General features: G+C 38.8%; 14 protein-coding genes and 1 other annotated feature. Of the genes, 2 read left to right on the forward strand and 12 right to left on the reverse strand.

Annotated features, from left to right (window positions below; translation table 11 throughout):
* Nucleotides 1–61: 61 nt before the first annotated feature.
* The 12 genes from recD2 to HHT355_RS11365 form a co-directional block, all read right to left on the reverse strand.
* Entirely contained in the window at nt 62–2,281 is a 2,220-nt protein-coding gene (recD2, locus tag HHT355_RS11310) for an SF1B family DNA helicase RecD2 (RefSeq protein WP_103203590.1), read from the reverse strand.
* A 117-nt stretch (nt 2,282–2,398) separates the two neighbouring features.
* Nucleotides 2,399–2,728, reverse strand: a complete 330-nt coding sequence (locus HHT355_RS11315; RefSeq protein ID WP_103203554.1) for a rod-binding protein — start codon at nt 2,726–2,728, stop codon at nt 2,399–2,401.
* Between the two features lie 95 nt (nt 2,729–2,823).
* The gene (gene flgG, locus HHT355_RS11320; protein ID WP_103203555.1) at nt 2,824–3,636 is read right to left on the reverse strand and encodes a flagellar basal-body rod protein FlgG; all 813 of its coding nucleotides are present in this window, start codon (nt 3,634–3,636) and stop codon (nt 2,824–2,826) included.
* A gap of 40 nt (nt 3,637–3,676) precedes the next feature.
* Nucleotides 3,677–4,450 carry a flagellar basal-body rod protein FlgF gene (gene flgF / locus HHT355_RS11325; protein WP_103203556.1) on the reverse strand — a complete coding sequence of 258 codons (774 nt, stop codon included), beginning with the start codon at nt 4,448–4,450 and terminating at the stop codon, nt 3,677–3,679.
* A gap of 1 nt (nt 4,451) precedes the next feature.
* Nucleotides 4,452–5,444, reverse strand: coding sequence for a rod shape-determining protein (gene mreB, locus HHT355_RS11330; RefSeq protein WP_103203557.1), 993 nt, complete (start codon nt 5,442–5,444; stop codon nt 4,452–4,454).
* A gap of 677 nt (nt 5,445–6,121) precedes the next feature.
* Nucleotides 6,122–7,315: an elongation factor Tu gene (gene tuf, locus HHT355_RS11335; protein WP_103203558.1), complete on the reverse strand. Its 1,194-nt coding sequence runs from the start codon at nt 7,313–7,315 to the stop codon at nt 6,122–6,124.
* A gap of 194 nt (nt 7,316–7,509) precedes the next feature.
* Entirely contained in the window at nt 7,510–9,630 is a 2,121-nt protein-coding gene (gene fusA / locus HHT355_RS11340) for an elongation factor G (RefSeq protein ID WP_103203559.1), read from the reverse strand.
* A gap of 209 nt (nt 9,631–9,839) precedes the next feature.
* Nucleotides 9,840–10,310, reverse strand: coding sequence for a 30S ribosomal protein S7 (rpsG, locus tag HHT355_RS11345; protein ID WP_199179192.1), 471 nt, complete (start codon nt 10,308–10,310; stop codon nt 9,840–9,842).
* A 221-nt stretch (nt 10,311–10,531) separates the two neighbouring features.
* Nucleotides 10,532–10,954 carry a 30S ribosomal protein S12 gene (gene rpsL, locus HHT355_RS11350; RefSeq protein WP_103203561.1) on the reverse strand — a complete coding sequence of 141 codons (423 nt, stop codon included), beginning with the start codon at nt 10,952–10,954 and terminating at the stop codon, nt 10,532–10,534.
* Nucleotides 10,955–11,216: 262 nt separating this feature from the next.
* A complete protein-coding gene (locus HHT355_RS11355; RefSeq protein WP_103203562.1) occupies nt 11,217–11,741 on the reverse strand; it encodes a metalloprotease family protein in 525 nt (174 codons plus the stop codon).
* Entirely contained in the window at nt 11,735–12,805 is a 1,071-nt protein-coding gene (locus HHT355_RS11360; protein ID WP_103203563.1) for a tetratricopeptide repeat protein, read from the reverse strand. Before HHT355_RS11360 ends, HHT355_RS11355 begins: the two co-directional genes overlap by 7 nt.
* Nucleotides 12,806–12,943: 138 nt before the next feature.
* Nucleotides 12,944–14,020: an IS30 family transposase gene (locus HHT355_RS11365; protein WP_103202157.1), complete on the reverse strand. Its 1,077-nt coding sequence runs from the start codon at nt 14,018–14,020 to the stop codon at nt 12,944–12,946.
* A gap of 237 nt (nt 14,021–14,257) precedes the next feature.
* Nucleotides 14,258–14,512, forward strand: a binding site (T-box leader).
* Nucleotides 14,513–14,593: 81 nt separating this feature from the next.
* Between HHT355_RS11365 and HHT355_RS11370 the strand changes: the two genes are divergently transcribed.
* Both HHT355_RS11370 and HHT355_RS11375 read left to right on the forward strand, forming a co-directional pair.
* Complete coding sequence (locus HHT355_RS11370; RefSeq protein WP_103203564.1) at nt 14,594–15,967, forward strand: TrpB-like pyridoxal phosphate-dependent enzyme; 1,374 nt, start codon at nt 14,594–14,596, stop codon at nt 15,965–15,967.
* 383 nt (nt 15,968–16,350) lie between these two features.
* The gene (locus tag HHT355_RS11375; RefSeq protein WP_103203565.1) at nt 16,351–17,064 is read left to right on the forward strand and encodes a lysophospholipid acyltransferase family protein; all 714 of its coding nucleotides are present in this window, start codon (nt 16,351–16,353) and stop codon (nt 17,062–17,064) included.
* The last annotated feature ends 76 nt before the right edge of the window (nt 17,065–17,140 follow it).

Below are 17,140 nucleotides of genomic sequence, written 5' to 3' on the forward strand. Positions count from 1 at the left end.
TCCGTTCCTAAAAATTTCTATATATATTATAACCTACTTGTTATATTTTTTCACTAACTATTTATAGGGCCATATCTCTAATCTGATCACAAAGCCTGGAATAGCGGCTTTGCTCATTCTTATTGTCAATCATAAATTTTACCATAGATTCACTGCCTACAATTACAACACAGCGTTTGGCCCTGGTTACGGCAGTATATAAAATATTCCTGTTAAACAAAAGTTTAGGTCCGTCCAAAATCGGCATTACAATCGCCGGATATTCGCTTCCCTGAGACTTATGAACAGTTACGGCATAAGCCAGTTCCAACTCATCCAGCTGGCTGAAGCTGTATTCCACAAGCCTGTTGTCATCAAATTCCACCAGCAAACTTTCGGAAAAAAAGTTGATCTCTTTTATAATACCGGAATCACCGTTAAATACACCGGTACCGATCTGAACTGTTATCCCGAAGTTGTTTTTTATTTCCCAGGCCAGCTGATAATTATTTTTTATTTGCATTACCTTATCGCCTTCACGAAATATATTCTGATTATACTCTTTTTCTTTTTTATTTTCGGAAGGAGGATTAAGTGCAGCCTGCAAGGCTTTATTTAATCTTTCGACTCCCAGTTCACCTTTTTTCATAGGTGTAAGTACCTGTATATCAAAAGATGTGGCATCAACGTATTTAGGAAGCTTATTTTTAACCAAATTAATAATTACGGCAGTTATTACGGCTGAATTATCCCTTTTTAGCATAAAGAAGTCCATACTTTTGTTGTCAAGGTTAATTTGCTCTCCTGCATTTATTTTATGGGCATTTACAATAATATCGCTGCCTTCCGCCTGCCTGAAAATTTTAGTTAGCATAACAACATTAAAACAATGAGAATTAATAATATCTTTTAGAACATTTCCCGGTCCGACACTGGGAAGCTGATTAACGTCACCAACCAATATAAGCCTGGTCCCGACAGATATGGCTTTCAATAGAGCATGCATCAGGCCCAAATCAACCATGGACATCTCGTCTATAATTATCACATCAGCTTCCAAAGGATTATATTCGTTTCTTTCAAATGTAAAGCTGCTTCCTTCCCCTTGTGTGAGTTTGCTAAGCTCCAGCATTCTGTGGATAGTTTTCGCTTCATAGCCGGTGGCTTCGCTCATTCTTTTTGCAGCCCTGCCGGTCGGAGCTGCAAGAAGGATATCTAAACCTTCCGCTTCAAATACCTTGATAATTGCATTTATGGTCGTAGTTTTACCCGTCCCCGGTCCGCCGGTTATAATCAAAAGGCCATTCCTTACGGCCTCAAATACCGCAGTCCTTTGCTGTCCGTCAAGAACTGTTTTTGTCTGTTCTTCAATCTGGGCCACCCTGTTGCTTAAGGCCTTTTGATCATAATCATATTTTATATTTAAATCATGAAGCATCCTGGCTACGTTTAATTCCATATAATAAAATACGGAAGAATAAATTAACCGTCCCTCTTTTCCGTCAACCACTACAATTTTCTTTTCTAAACTTAAATCGGTTATTTGGCGGTAGATTGATTCTTCGTCGGATAAAAGCAAACTTTTTGCTCTAGCTATAAGATCAGTTTCAGGCAAATATACATGCCCCTCTGTATTAGCCTGCATAAGCAAATACAAAATACCTGCTTTAATTCTGAATTCCGAATTCGGTTCTATACCCACTCTTCTTGCAATTTCATCTGCGGTTTTAAATCCTATCCCGGTTATATCTTCAGCCAGTTTATAGGGGTTTTCCCTTATTATGTCGTACATCCTCCGACCGTATTCTTTAAATATCTTTACGGCCAAATTCCCGGTAATATTATATTTTTGCAGGAACATCATGGCATCTCTCATGTCTCTTTTTTCTTCAAACTGCCTGTATATGTCTATAGCCATGCGTTCACTTATGCCTTTTACCTCCGAAAGCCTTTCAGGCTCTTCAATTATTATTCTGAAAGTGTTGTCACCAAACTTTTTAACTATTCTGGATGCAAGAACTTTTCCTACGCCTTTAATGGCACCGGAACCCAAATATAACTCAATAGAATAGGCATCTTCAGGTTCTTTGATTTCATATGACTCGATCAGAAATTGCTCTCCATACACCGGATGCTCCGTAAAGGCGCCCGTTGCCTGAATAAATTCTCCCTCATTTATGAATGTAATGTAACCGACACAGGTAATTTCTGTTTCATTTTGTATTATTGTAAAAATCGTATAACCGTTTTCATCGTTACGAAAAACGATCCTGTCTACAAAACCTTCTACTGTTGCAGCAATAGGGGCCACCTCCTAAAACGTGTGTTTGTAAAAAATGTCATTTCAAACTATAACCCATAAGGGCTATATGTTTAAAATGACATTGACAAAACTATAATTCAACTGTTGCCTATGTAATTAGCCGTTTCTTTTTATTGACTCATAAAGCATCTGAGCCAGACCCAGCCCCTGGTTTTCTGTGGCACTTTTTGCATACTCCTGATAAAGCATGTCACCAAAAAACTCTCTGTATGAATTCTTTTTCTCTTCATAAGGAATTGTTTTTTCCATACCTTTCATGACCTGCTCAAGGAAATATGCCTCAAAGCTTTTGCATACTTCCATAAGTTCATCATCGGTGGCAATTTTTGATTTTAATTTGTCTTCTAATGTTTTTGCCTGAATATCACCGGCTGCAACTTTACCCGCCGTTAAATACTGCATATTAGAATCTATTGAAAAACTCATTAAGGCTTCTCTCCTTTTCTCTTAGGAAGCGTTGGTGTCTAAAAGTTTATTATGTAATATCTTAAACTCTTTTTGTAAAAACCGTTTAAATTTTATTATCTAAGATTATTAGCCTGTTGAAGCATTTGGTCAGCCGCTGTAATAACCTTGGAGTTCATTTCATATGCCCTTTGAGCAACTATAAGGTTAACTATTTCGTCAACCGCCTGGACATTGGAACCCTCCAGATATCTTTGCCTCAACTTACTTTTTGACAATGTTTCATCCTCAAATTCCAATCTGGGTGCTCCGGAGCTTTCAGTTTCTTTCAGTATACTTCCGGATACTTTCAGAAGGCCGGCCGGATTATTAAACTGAGCCACTCCGATTGTTATGTCCATAAAAATCTGTTCGTTATTTTCATTGCTATAATAAAATTCCCCGTATTCGTTTACGGTAATGTTTGATGGATTATATATGTCATCTATAACTATGGGTTCTCCGTTGATATCAAGAACCGGGTTTCCGTCAGAATCGGCCAATGTTAAACCTAAAGGCCCGTTAGCCAGTCCGAATGATCCGTTTCTGGTATAGCCTACACTTCCGTCAGGCAAAGCTATCATGAAAAATCCTTTTCCTTCTATGGCAAAATCGAAATCGTTGCCTGTTTCAACCAAAATTCCCTGGGTATATTGAGAAGTAACCGCCGAATTTCTTACACCCAATCCAACCTGTATGCCTACCGGTTTAGGATTACCGTTATTGTCATAGGATTCTTCCTGAATTGTCTGATATAAAAGGGTTTTAAACTCTGCCGATTCTCTCTTATAACCTGTAGTATTTATATTAGCCAGATTATTGGATATAATGTCTACGTTTGTTTGCTGGGCCGTCATACCTGATGCTGCGGTCCACAATGATCTCATCATAATATTTTCCTCCTATTCGGGTAAGAAATTAAAGTTAAAATTAAACTTTACCGACTGAATTTGCAGCCAAATCAAGGGTTTGATCGATGGACTGTATGACCTTCTGATTGGCTTCATATGCTCTGGTTATAGCAATCATTTCAACCATTTCCGTCACGACGTTTACATTGGATTGCTCGGTATAACCCTGCATAACCTTTGCTTCGGCAGGCACGGTCACTGCACCGTCAACAGCCTCAAACATAGTGTCTCCCGTTTTTTTCAGATAGTTATAATCCTCAAAATCGGTAAGTAAAACAGTATCCACGTAATTACCGTCTGCATAGATAGCGCCGGTTGCATCAACAACTATATCTGTTGCATCTAAAGGAACTACTATCTCTCCTGCTTCACCCATAAGGCGGTTTCCTTCTGTATCCACAATATAGCCTTCATTCGTCATTGTAAAGCTGCCGTTACGTGTATATTTGGTAGTGGTATTGCCGTACCTGTCCGTAACCGACAGGGTAAAAAATCCTTTGCCTTCCAATGCAAGATGATAAGGTTGTCCTGTTTGCCTTAAAGAACCCTGTGAAAAGTTTGTATAAACTTCACCCAGCTTTACTCCAAGGCTCATCCTTCCGATTGGCCTGTCGTTATAGGCTTCGGAAGCGTCCCTTACCTTTATGGTAAGGACATCGTCAAATGCCTGATTGGTTACATTATCTGTTTTATAACCTACCGTAGCGGCATTTGCCAAATTGTTTGCAATTATATCCAATCTTTTCTGCTCATTTGACATTCCTGTGTAAGCTGTAAATAAGCCTCTTACCATTTTATTTTCCTCTTTTCCCGCTTAAAAATTCAACAAATTTACCTGTACCTATAGCAACTGCAGTCATAGGATCTTCAGCAGTCATTGTAGTAATGCCCGTTTTTTCCTGGATAAGCTGTTCTATACCGTATAACAGGCAACCTCCGCCTGTTAGTACTATACCGCGGTCCGCTATGTCGGCTGCCAGTTCCGGAGGGGTTTTTTCTAAAACACTATGAACCGCTTCAACAATCTGTGCTGTCGGCTCTCTTAGTGCTTCTTCGGTTTCCTCCGAAGTTACAACTATAGTCTTTGGAAGACCTGTTACCAGATTTCTTCCTCTTACTTCCATTGATACCGATTCGGGTCTGCGGTAAGCCGAACCTATCTTTATCTTTATTTCTTCGGCAGTTCTTTCACCGATTAACAGATTATGTTTCTTTCTCATATACCTTACTATGGCATCGTCAAAGTCATCTCCGGCAACCTTAACCGAAGTACTTACTACGGTGCCTCCCAGGGAAATAACTGCTATATCTGTAGTTCCGCCACCAATATCTACAATCATATTTCCGCAAGGTCTTGATATATCTATACCTGCACCTATAGCTGCGGCAATGGGTTCTTCAATTATAGCTACTTCTCTGGCACCTGCCTGGTATGTTGCATCTTCAACTGCCTTCTTTTCAACCTCAGTTACACCGCTTGGGACACAGACACTGATTCTGGGTTTTCTGAATCTGTGCTTGCCTACGGCTTTTTGAATAAAATATTTAAGCATTTTTTCGGTTACCGTATAGTCGGATATTACACCCTGTCTTAAAGGTCTTACCGCCACAATATTTCCTGGGGTTCTTCCCAGCATAAGCCTGGCTTCTTCTCCAATAGCCTTAATTTTATTGGTATCTCTGTCGAATGCAACTACAGACGGTTCTCTAAGAACAACACCTTTCCCTTTTATATAAACCAATACACTTGCCGTTCCCAAATCAATTCCTATATCGGTGCTCAACATCTTGTAACTCCTTTCCTATACCGTAAAAATTACATTTTATCTGGTATTTTAGCAAATAGTTCTTAATAAAATTCTTCACAGAAAAAAAGAAAATAATGCAGTATTTCTTCATTTCTTTGGCGTAAAATCTTAATTTCTCTTCAAGTCTGCCGAACTTAACATATTAATATAAATTCTGAAATATATTATATCTTATTTTCCGTTTTTTTCAAAGGTTATTTTATAAAGTTGGATAAATCGTCAAAATATACACCATACTTTTGTGGCAACTTAAATCTATTTTAAACTTAAACTCCATATATTTCTGTGTCTCGGAATATTTTCAATATACATTAACATAAAATGAACTTGCTTATTTTCATCCTATCAAAATAAATCGATAGTATAAAATTTACGAAACAATATCTTACTTAATATATTTATCGTAATTTTTTTAAAACTTATTTAGCCTAATAACAGTATTATTATAAAATTTATATTACATCCAATTATTGACTCAAAATCATATTTTTCATAGTTATTGTAAAAAACTCCCGGATATAAGCATGCTTAATCCGGGAGTTTGAATTACCAAGATATATTTAATTGTTGCAGGTCAGATATATTTCGGCATTTTTACCGTTTCTCCTTGAAAAAATCACCATAATTTCTCCAAGGATTAACCCGCTTACGTTTAATTATTCGATAATAGCAGCAACCTTACCGGAACCTACGGTTCTTCCGCCTTCACGAATAGCGAAGCCTAAACCTTGTTCCATAGCGATAGGATAAATGAGCTCGATAGTCATTTCTACGTTATCGCCAGGCATGCACATCTCTACGCCTTCAGGCAGAGTGATAACACCGGTAACGTCAGTTGTTCTGAAATAGAACTGAGGTCTGTAATTGTTGAAGAAAGGAGTATGACGTCCGCCTTCTTCCTTGGTCAATACGTAAACCTGAGCTTTGAATTTCTTATGGCAAGTAACTGTGCCGGGTTTGCACAGAACCTGTCCTCTTTCAATTTCATTTCTCTGAACACCACGAAGAAGTGCACCGATATTGTCGCCGGCAACAGCTTCGTCAAGAAGCTTTCTGAACATTTCGATACCGGTAACAACAACCTTGCGGTTTTCTTCGGTAAGACCTACGATTTCAACTTCCTCAGAAACTTTTAAGGTACCACGCTCTACACGGCCGGTAGCAACTGTACCACGACCGGTAATGGAGAATACGTCCTCAACAGGCATAAGGAAAGGCTTATCGCTTTCTCTTTGAGGATCGGGAACCCAATTGTCAACAGCCTCAATAAGCTCAAGAATCTTGTCGCCCCACTCACTGTTAGGATCTTCAAGAGCACCGAGAGCTGAACCACGGATAACAGGAGTCTCATCTCCAGGGAAGCCATACTCGTTAAGAAGGTCTCTAACTTCCATCTCAACCAGGTCTAATAATTCAGGATCGTCAACCATGTCGCACTTGTTCATGAATACTACGATGTAAGGAACACCTACCTGACGGGAAAGAAGGATGTGCTCTTTAGTCTGAGCCATAACACCGTCAGTAGCAGCAACTACCAGGATAGCGCCGTCCATCTGAGCAGCACCGGTAATCATGTTCTTAACGTAGTCAGCGTGTCCTGGGCAGTCAACGTGAGCATAGTGTCTCTTATTGGACTCATACTCAACGTGAGAAGTGGAAATTGTGATACCTCTTGCTCTCTCTTCGGGAGCCTTGTCGATCTTATCGAAAGGAATTTCTTCACCGGTACCAAGTCTTGCATGAAGGGTCTTGGTAATAGCTGCGGTAAGAGTTGTCTTGCCGTGGTCAACGTGACCTATTGTACCGATATTACAATGCGGTTTTGATCTTTCAAATTTAGCCTTAGCCATTTTACAACGTCCTCCTTTAATTATTAAATGCTTCTAAGCAAATATTTACGCCCGGATATTCCCTCTAGGGATCTCCTCATACGGCTTGTTTATATATTGTCTCATATGCCCTATTATATTTCAACTTAGAAATATTTTCAAGCACTAAGAAATGAAATTATACTAATTGTTTAATAAATTATTTACAGGCAAGCCTATTTTTTAATTTTAGTTGCCAATACTTTTTCCTGAACATTCTTAGGCACCTGTTCATATGAATGGAAGAACATGGAATATGCACCACGACCTTGTGTACGAGAACGAAGTGATGTTGCATATCCGAACATTTCTGCCAAAGGAACATATGCCCTTATCAGCTTGGAGCCGTTAAGATCTTCTGTAGCTTCGATACGACCGCGACGGGCGTTGATATCACCGATAACATCACCCATGTAATCATCGGGTACCGTAACTTCTACTCTCATAATAGGCTCAAGCAGTACAGCATCACCTTTGCTCATAGCATCCTTAAATGCCATGGAACCGGCAATCTTAAATGCCATTTCACTGGAGTCAACTTCATGGTATGAGCCGTCAAATACAACTGCCTTAATACCAAGTACAGGATATCCGCCAAGAATACCGGCTTTTGCGGCTTCTTCTATACCGGCACCGACAGCAGGAATGTATTCCTTAGGAATAGCGCCTCCGACAACTTCAGATGAAAACTCGAATGTCTTCTCTCCGTTGGGATCGATAGGCTCAAAGCGAACTTTACAGTGACCGTATTGTCCGCGTCCGCCGGATTGTCTTGCATATTTGCTGTCAACTTCAACAGTCTTGGTGATTGTCTCCTTATAAGCAACCTGCGGAGCACCTACGTTAGCTTCAACCTTGAATTCACGAAGCAGTCTGTCTACGATAATATCAAGATGAAGCTCACCCATACCTGCAATAATTGTCTGACCGGTTTCTTCGTTGGTATAAGCCCTGAATGTCGGATCTTCTTCAGCCAGCTTAGCCAGAGCTTCACCCATCTTATCCTGTCCTGCTTTAGTCTTAGGCTCGATTGATACCTCAATAACCGGTTCAGGGAATTCCATTGACTCTAAAATTATCGGATGCTGTTCATGGCAAAGGGTATCACCTGTTGTTGTAAACTTAAGGCCTACTGCAGCAGCAATGTCTCCGGAATATACTTTTTCCAGCTCTTCTCTCTTGTTTGCATGCATCTGCAGAAGACGGCCTACTCTTTCCTTCTTGCCTTTTGTGGAGTTAAGCACGTATGAACCGGAGTTTAATGTACCGGAATATACTCTAAAGAATGCCAACTTACCTACAAAAGGATCGGCCATAATCTTAAACGCCAATGCCGCAAACGGTTCGTCATCCGAGGATTTTCTTGTAATTTCATTTCCGTCCGGATCCACACCTTTAACATCTGCTATATCGGTAGGAGCCGGCAAGTATTCAATAACGGCATCCAGTAACTTCTGAACACCCTTGTTGCGATATGCCGAACCGCAAAGTACCGGAATAATTTGAACGTCTATTGTAGCTTTTCTTAACGCAGTCTTAAGTTCCTGTATAGTAATTTCTTCGCCTTCCAGGTACTTTTCGGTAAGCTCATCGTCTGTTTCGGCGATGGCTTCAATCATTTTGGCTCTGTACTCTTCAGCTAAATCCTTCATATCTTCCGGTATATCGGTAACTTCGATATCTTCACCCTTATCGTCCTTATAATAGTATGCTCTCATTTCAAATAAATCTATAAGGCCTTTAAAGGTATCTTCTTTACCGATCGGAAGTTGGATGGCAACCGGGTTTTTGCCCAGTCTTTCTCTGATCATTTTTATAACATTAAAGAAATCTGCACCGGCAATGTCCATTTTATTTACAAATGCCAGTCTCGGTACATGATATTTGTCGGCTTGACGCCATACAGTTTCAGACTGAGGCTCAACCCCGCCTTTTGCGCAAAATACGCCGACCGCACCGTCCAGAACACGAAGGGAACGTTCAACCTCAACGGTAAAGTCCACGTGTCCGGGAGTGTCGATAATATTAATACGGTGCGGCAATGCGCCGGGAGCCTTTTTATGCTCGATTTCCTGAGTCCAGAAACATGTGGTCGCTGCCGAAGTTATGGTGATACCTCTTTCCTGTTCCTGCTCCATCCAGTCCATGGTAGCGGTACCTTCATGTGTATCACCGATTTTGTAATTTACACCGGTATAGTACAAGATACGTTCGGTCAGTGTAGTCTTACCCGCATCTATGTGTGCCATAATACCGATATTTCTGGTTCTTTCTAACGGATATTGTCTTTCTGCCAAAGATAATTCCTCCTTAATTCATGACAAGCAAATCATGTCTATAACTTGCTTGATAATGGCATAGAATGATAAACGATTTTCTGATTTCATGTTCGCACGATTTAGTTTATCATGATAAACCAAATGCAATTCTAATAGACCTTCTCCTTTATACAAATGCTTAACAAATTGTCAAGAATTAAAGAAGAACATGCTATGATACTTTTCTATTACCATCTATAATGAGCAAATGCCTTGTTTGCTTCTGCCATTTTATGCATATCTTCTTTTTTCTTAACTGCTGCACCTGTATTATTTGCAGCATCCAGAATTTCATTCGCCAGTCTTTCCTGCATGGTCTTTTCTCCTCTTTCTCTGGAGTATAATGTTAACCAACGCAGTGCCAGCGCCTGTCTTCTTTCAGGTCTAACCTCTACCGGAACCTGATAGGTAGCACCACCAATACGTCTTGCCTTAACTTCAAGTACAGGCATAATGTTATTCATTGCTTCTTCGAACACTTCGATGGGATCCCTTCCGGTTTTTTCTCTTACCCTATCAAAAGCTCCGTATACAATCTTCTGAGCGACACCTTTTTTACCGTCGATCATAACGTTATTGATCAACTTTGTTACAACCTTATTGTTGTAAATCGGATCCGCCAGAACATCTCTTTTAGGTACACGTCCTTTTCTTGGCACGCTTCTTCCCTCCTTAACAATACTTAACGAAATAATTTCGTTAGTTAAATTAATTCACAGGTACTCACAAATGAAAGATCATTGCTTTCCTTTTTTGTGTCCGTGCCCAGCTTAATTTATATTCCATCTTGAAATATTTCTACTTCATAATTTGTAACCCACAGAAATACAAATCAAAAGGAAATAAAAAATTAATCCGGCACTTAACACACTTTTTTCAATTATTTCTTCGCATCTTTAGGTCTCTTAGCACCATATTTTGAACGGCCCTGTCTTCTGTTGGCAACGCCAGCAGTATCAAGGGTACCTCTGATAATATGGTATCTGGTACCGGGCAGATCCTTAACTCTTCCGCCTCTGATCAGTACAACGCTATGCTCCTGAAGGTTGTGGCCTTCACCGGGAATATAGGCTGTAACTTCGATACCGTTGGACAGACGAACTCTCGCAATCTTACGAAGAGCCGAGTTAGGCTTCTTAGGAGTTGCGGTTCTTACGGCAGTACATACACCTCTCTTTTGCGGTGAGGGTGCGTCCGTAACTTTCTTTTTCAGTGAGTTAAATCCCTTCTGCAAAGCAGGTGCAGTGGACTTATACTCAACTGTCTTTCTGCCCTTTCTGACAAGCTGGTTAAATGTAGGCATTAATTTTTCACCTCCTGAAATTAAATAAAGAAGTTCTGTGGTTTTAAGTTGTATCGTATATGCTATAATCATCAGCAAAATACGCACAAAAAATACATTACATGCAAGTTTGCATGCTAAATGATTATAAGGTTTTCGTTATTAATTGTCAAGAAAAAATTTTATTGGTACCTGACACTGTAAACAAATTATGAACAATATGTAACTTTTTTGTTAACATTTCTTTATTTTCTTATATATTATTAACTGTACTTGTACATCTTTATACCAATATATTAGGCAACAACATAGCCACTGTCGCAGCATACACCGCATCCAGCCAGAAAACCGATCCCACAGCACCGATATATATTAAGCCAATAATAGGTGCAGTTAGAATTTTAGGAATAATACCGATATTTTTATTTTTTAGAATGTGTTTAATCATTGCTTTAGCGTCCACGGTACTGGGGAACGCATGCATTAAAATTGAAAATCCGGCCCATACAAGTATAATGTTTATAAAATCCGTCCTTACCTTAAATGCAAAAAACTCTATAGAAGCCGGCAATATAATGAGGCACCCCAATAAAGTATTTATAATAAACGGTCCTACAGATGTCAGAAACACTTTGCCGGGATGGTCGGTTGATTCATGAATAACATAGCCGTTCGGATTTTTAAACTGAAAATATTTAACTTCAATAACTTTAATACCACATAAGTAACAAAATATCTGATGAGCCAATTCGTGAACTATCACTCCGGGAAATGTTAAGATTGATATTATAAATCCAGGAATTACCATGCATATACCTCCCAGTCAAGATAATATTCTTCCAATGTTAAGTCTCCATTTAAAAGACTTAAAGTATCCAGGTCTAGCTGTCCGTTCAATTCGATAATTTCGTTTTTAATTGCTTCTGCTTCTTTGTTGTTTCCGTTAAAATTTAAAGCTATCATATAGGTTTCACGTATGTAGTTTCCGTCAGGATTATAATTATAAGCTTCTTGTGCTGCCTTTAAGCCCTCTGCAAAATCTCCTTTTAGCATATGAATAATCGATAAAGCTCTTAAAGCCCCTGCGTCCCTTTTATCTTTTGCCAAGGCCTCATATATATATAGTAGAGCATTCTCATAATCGCCGGCTCTCCTGTATCTGTTACCCAACTGTACACGAACATCATAGCATTCTGGATCATCTCTGTAGCAATCCATAAAATAATTAATTGCATATTCCGTATTATACTCATATAATCCCAGAAAATAATTGACAACCGCATGATTAATATTTTCATCAAATAATAGCCCTATTAAATTATAAATAATTTCCTGTCTGATAGTTTCTTCATCACTGTAATCTAAAGCCTGATTTATTATTGCATTAACCTGATCCGTAGTATAAAAATATTTGTCCAACCAAGATGTATATGTCTCTACCCATTGATACTCAGCATTAGTCAATTTCTTCCCGACCATATATGTATCATGAACATATGCAGCATATTCATAATAACCGTTTTCCAAAGACTGTTCTATTGTCCTGATTATTATAGGAAGTGATTCAGGATATTTTTCTGTCAAAATATGCAGGTCATTTAAAACCTGTGATGTCTCACCGTATTCTACTCTTTCTTTTGCGGTCTTAAATGTTCTGTAATCTTTTAAAATGCCGGGAAATTTAATCAGGCTGATAACACTCACTATAATGATAGTGCCCAAAAATAATATAACCGGAAGCGGAACTTTAAGCTTGATATCGTTTGCACTATCACAAGCTGTCTCAGCCATACTGTTATCAGAGCTTTGCTCATTCATAGCTTCATTAGTATTTTGATTATTTTCTCCGATTAAATTGTTTGGTACTTCCACCCTATTCATCCCCTTTAAGCAAAAATATAATTACATCACAAATTCTATCATTTTTTTATAATTTTTTAAATATTTTTATCAATTTTACATAATTTTTTTATTTCTAAAATTGCAATTTCAAATTGAACACTAATAGAATTAAGTTACCTGTACTTTGGCAATCGAATACACCTGATCCAAAAACTCATCAAATAGTTCTGTTGGTGTCCGGTATCCAAGATGCTTACGAGGAAGTTCATTCATCTCATCAGCAAACCACAGGATCTGTTCTGCAGTATATCTCTCTATTGATACTCCTTTGGGTAGATATCTGCGGAAAATCCTGTTATGACGTTCATTTTGGGCCCTTTCCCAGGATGAATATGGATGAGCAAAATATATCTTCACTCCCCATGCCTCAAGTTCAGACAGCCTCTCAAATTCATTCCCGTTGTCTGCAGTTATGGTTTTGAAGATTTCACTGAATTTTGTTTCTCCGTATTCTTCCCTTAGGGTTTCCATGGCTGCCATTACAGATGCCGCATCTTTGCCGGGAATTTTAAGTGCTATATAATAATCGCTCTTCTTCTCAACCAGCGTGAGTACGACAGATTCATGACCAGCCTTGTGCCCGACAACCGTATCGATTTCCCAGTGGCCGTATTCCTCTTTAATGTTTGCTATTTCAGGGCGTTCATCAATACTCCTTCCAAGAACACGTTTGTTCCTGCGAGCATTATTCTTCTTGGATTTCCTTGACAAGGCTTCTGGTAAATCGTGCGGTACCAACGGCAAATTTCCGGCCCACAGTTCGTTATAAAGCGTCTTGGTACAGACAATCTCCTCATCAGAAAACAGCTTATGGAGTCTGGCATAACCTACGCAGGCATCAAAAGACCAATGATACTCCTTAACCTGTTTAACAACCCATTGTAGGAACTTTGAATGTTGTTTTAGAGTATGTGGCTTATGGCATCTTGACCTGTTGATTTCGTAGTTCAACTGGCCACGTTTTGGCGAATACTCAGGGTTTCGTCCTCTGTTTCCATTCCGCTTGCCTGTTCCACGCCGAAGCTCATACATTACGGTAGAAGCAGAACAATTGATTGCTTCTGCGGTTTTTCGAAGGGAGTAGCCGAGTTTGATAAAAATTTTGATGCTGCAACGGTCTTCAAAATTTAAGTGCTGGCCCCTTTCGCGATCGGGTGTAAATGTGGTAGAATAGGTTTGATCCATGGTCGTGCTCTCCTTTGGCAGGTTTTGTTGTGGTGACTTAATTCTACCAAAAGAAATCCGACATGGATCTCTTTTATTTAGTTGTTCAATTTGATTTTACAATCAACCAATTTTTTTATTTGCTTATGATAATACTTATTTTTATGCATAAATTTACATAATTTGATTATAATATCTAATTTATGTATTGACATTTTTTATTCTTCTATTTATACTAATAAAAAATCTAATATTTACCATAAACCGTTGAGTAAGAAGAGTAGATATTACGATTTATTTACAGAGAGCTGCAGAGGGTGGAATTGCAGTAATAAATGTAATATCGAATGGGCTTACGAGGGCAGGAAGAAAGTCGGCTTAAGCCGACAAGTAATGCCTGACGGGAACTCCGTCCGTTATCAAGGGAGCATGTATGTCAGTACATGGAAATGAGGGGGTGCTTTGCACCAAAGTGGGTGGTACCGCAGAAGCAATAAAGCTTTTGTCCCAGTAAAATTACTGGAGCAAAAGCTTTTTTAATTTCTTAAATTATCAATTGTATAAATTTAAATTTAAAAAGAAAGGAGAATTAATATGGCTAAAAAAATACCGCACAGACTGTATTTGACCGAGGAGCAGATGCCCAAGCAATGGTACAATCTCAGAGCCGATATGAAAGAACAGCCGGATCCTTTGCTGAATCCCGCAACACTTAAACCAGTTACGGCAGAAGATTTATATCCTGTTTTCTGCGAAGAACTTGCCCGTCAGGAATTGGACTCAACAACAAGGTATATCGATATTCCGGAAGAAATACAGGAATTTTACAAAATGTATCGCCCCTCTCCTTTAATCCGGGCATATAACTTAGAAAAGGCCCTGCAAACTCCCGCAAAAATCTATTTTAAATTTGAAGGCAACAACACTTCAGGCAGTCACAAATTAAACTCAGCTATTGCTCAGGTATATTACGCCAAAAAACAGGGACTTAAAGGCCTTACTACCGAAACGGGAGCAGGCCAATGGGGGACCGCACTGGCAGAAGCCTGTGCTTACTACAAACTTCCCCTTACCGTATTTATGGTAAAGGTATCTTACGAGCAAAAGCCTTTCCGCAAAACTGTTATGCAGACATTCGGAGCAGAAATAATCCCAAGCCCTAGCAATACCACAATAATAGGCAAGGAAATCTTAAAAAATGACCCGGAAACTACGGGAAGTTTAGGATGCGCCATTTCCGAAGCCGTTGAAAAAGCCGTATCCACCCCCGGTTACCGTTATGTTCTTGGTTCAGTTTTGAATCAGGTACTTTTACATCAGTCTATAATCGGCCTGGAAGCCAAAACAGCAATGGAAATGCTGGACGAATATCCCGATATTGTTATCGGATGTGCCGGTGGAGGTTCAAACCTGGGGGGACTTATAGCGCCTTTTATGCAGGATAAGTTAACCGGAAAGGCTTCTCCCAGGATAATTGCGGTTGAGCCAGCCTCATGTCCTTCATTTACCAGAGGAAAATATGCATACGATTTTTGCGATACCGGAAAAGTTACGCCTCTTGCCAGAATGTATACATTAGGAAGCAGCTTCATCCCTTCGGCCAATCATGCCGGCGGCCTTCGTTATCACGGTATGTCTCCTATTTTATCAAAGCTGTATCATGACGGTTATATGGAAGCAGTTGCCGTTGAACAGACCAAGGTATTTGAAGCAGCCGTATTTTTTGCAAAACAGGAAACCATCCTTCCCGCACCTGAATCGGCTCATGCCATCCGGGTGGCAATTGATGAAGCTATAAAATGCCGTGAAACCGGTGAAGAAAAAACCATTCTTTTCGGTCTTACAGGCACTGGTTACTTCGATATGACCGCCTATAATGCATATTTAAGCGGTACAATGACAGACTATATTCCCAGTGATGAAGATTTGCAGAAAGGTTTTGACCTGCTTCCTAAAGTTGATATTTAATATTTTTTATAAACGTTGTATATGTTGTTCAAAGATAAATTATTAGATAACATACATAAATATCTGCCGAAAAATAGGTATTATGATTGGAAATATTAATTATATAAACATCATAATACCTATTTTATTTGTGTCATGTTTACTTTCCCAAATTCTTACTTGTTTTCTAAAAATTATAGCTGTGTTATAATATAGAGCAATGTTGTTTTCACAGGTAATAATGGGCTATGTTTGAAATAGTATTAGGATTTGCCATAAATATCATAATTTATAATAATATAAAAAAGAATTCCCCAGCCAAATGATTCTAAGATTTTTTAATATGCGTTTCGTTAAATAGGCAGTAAAACGGAACTTAAAAAACATATTGGAAAGGAATGTTTATGAAAAGAATTTTATTAATGGTCTTTAGAAGCTTATTTAATCTTCCTTTTTGGCTTTTTAAGATATTTAAGTTATGCAATACGGAAAAATATGATGCCAGGACCAGATATGCATTTTTGCATAAAATTATGCCTACCATAGTCAGACGGGGCAGAATAAATATTCATGTAACAGGACTTGAAAATCTCCCCAAAGAAAACGGGTATATAATGTTCCCCAATCACCAGGGACTTTTTGATGCTCTGGCTTTTATACAGACACATGAAAGGCCTTTTGTGCCTGTTATGAAAAAAGAAGTTAAGGATATATTCCTGATTAAACAGGCGATAACTTTACTCCAGGCCGAAATTATAGACCGTGAAGATATCAGACAGTCTTTAAAAGTAATTAACAATATGACCGAACGAGTTAAAAACGGGGAAAATTTTTTGATATTTGCCGAAGGTACCCGCTCAAAACAGGGCAATACTCTGCTTGAATTTAAAGGCGGAACCTTTAAAAGTGCCATAAATGCCAAATGCCCAATTGTTCCTGTAGCCCTGATTGATTCATATAAGGCCTTTGATACCGGGTCCATAAAAAAGATAACGGTACAGATTCATTACTTAAAACCACTCTATTACGAAGACTATAAAGATATGAAATCAACCGAAATAGCCCGAACTGTCTCTGACATGATACAGAGCAAAATACTATCTGTAAATAAAGCATAGAATAAATTATTTGGAAAATGTATATAATATTACCACATTTGTCCAACATAATAATTTATGCCTAGCCTGCTTACTT

It is taken from the genome of Herbinix hemicellulosilytica, assembly GCF_002904165.1.
Taxonomy (GTDB): Bacteria; Bacillota; Clostridia; order Lachnospirales; family Lachnospiraceae; genus Mobilitalea; species Mobilitalea hemicellulosilytica.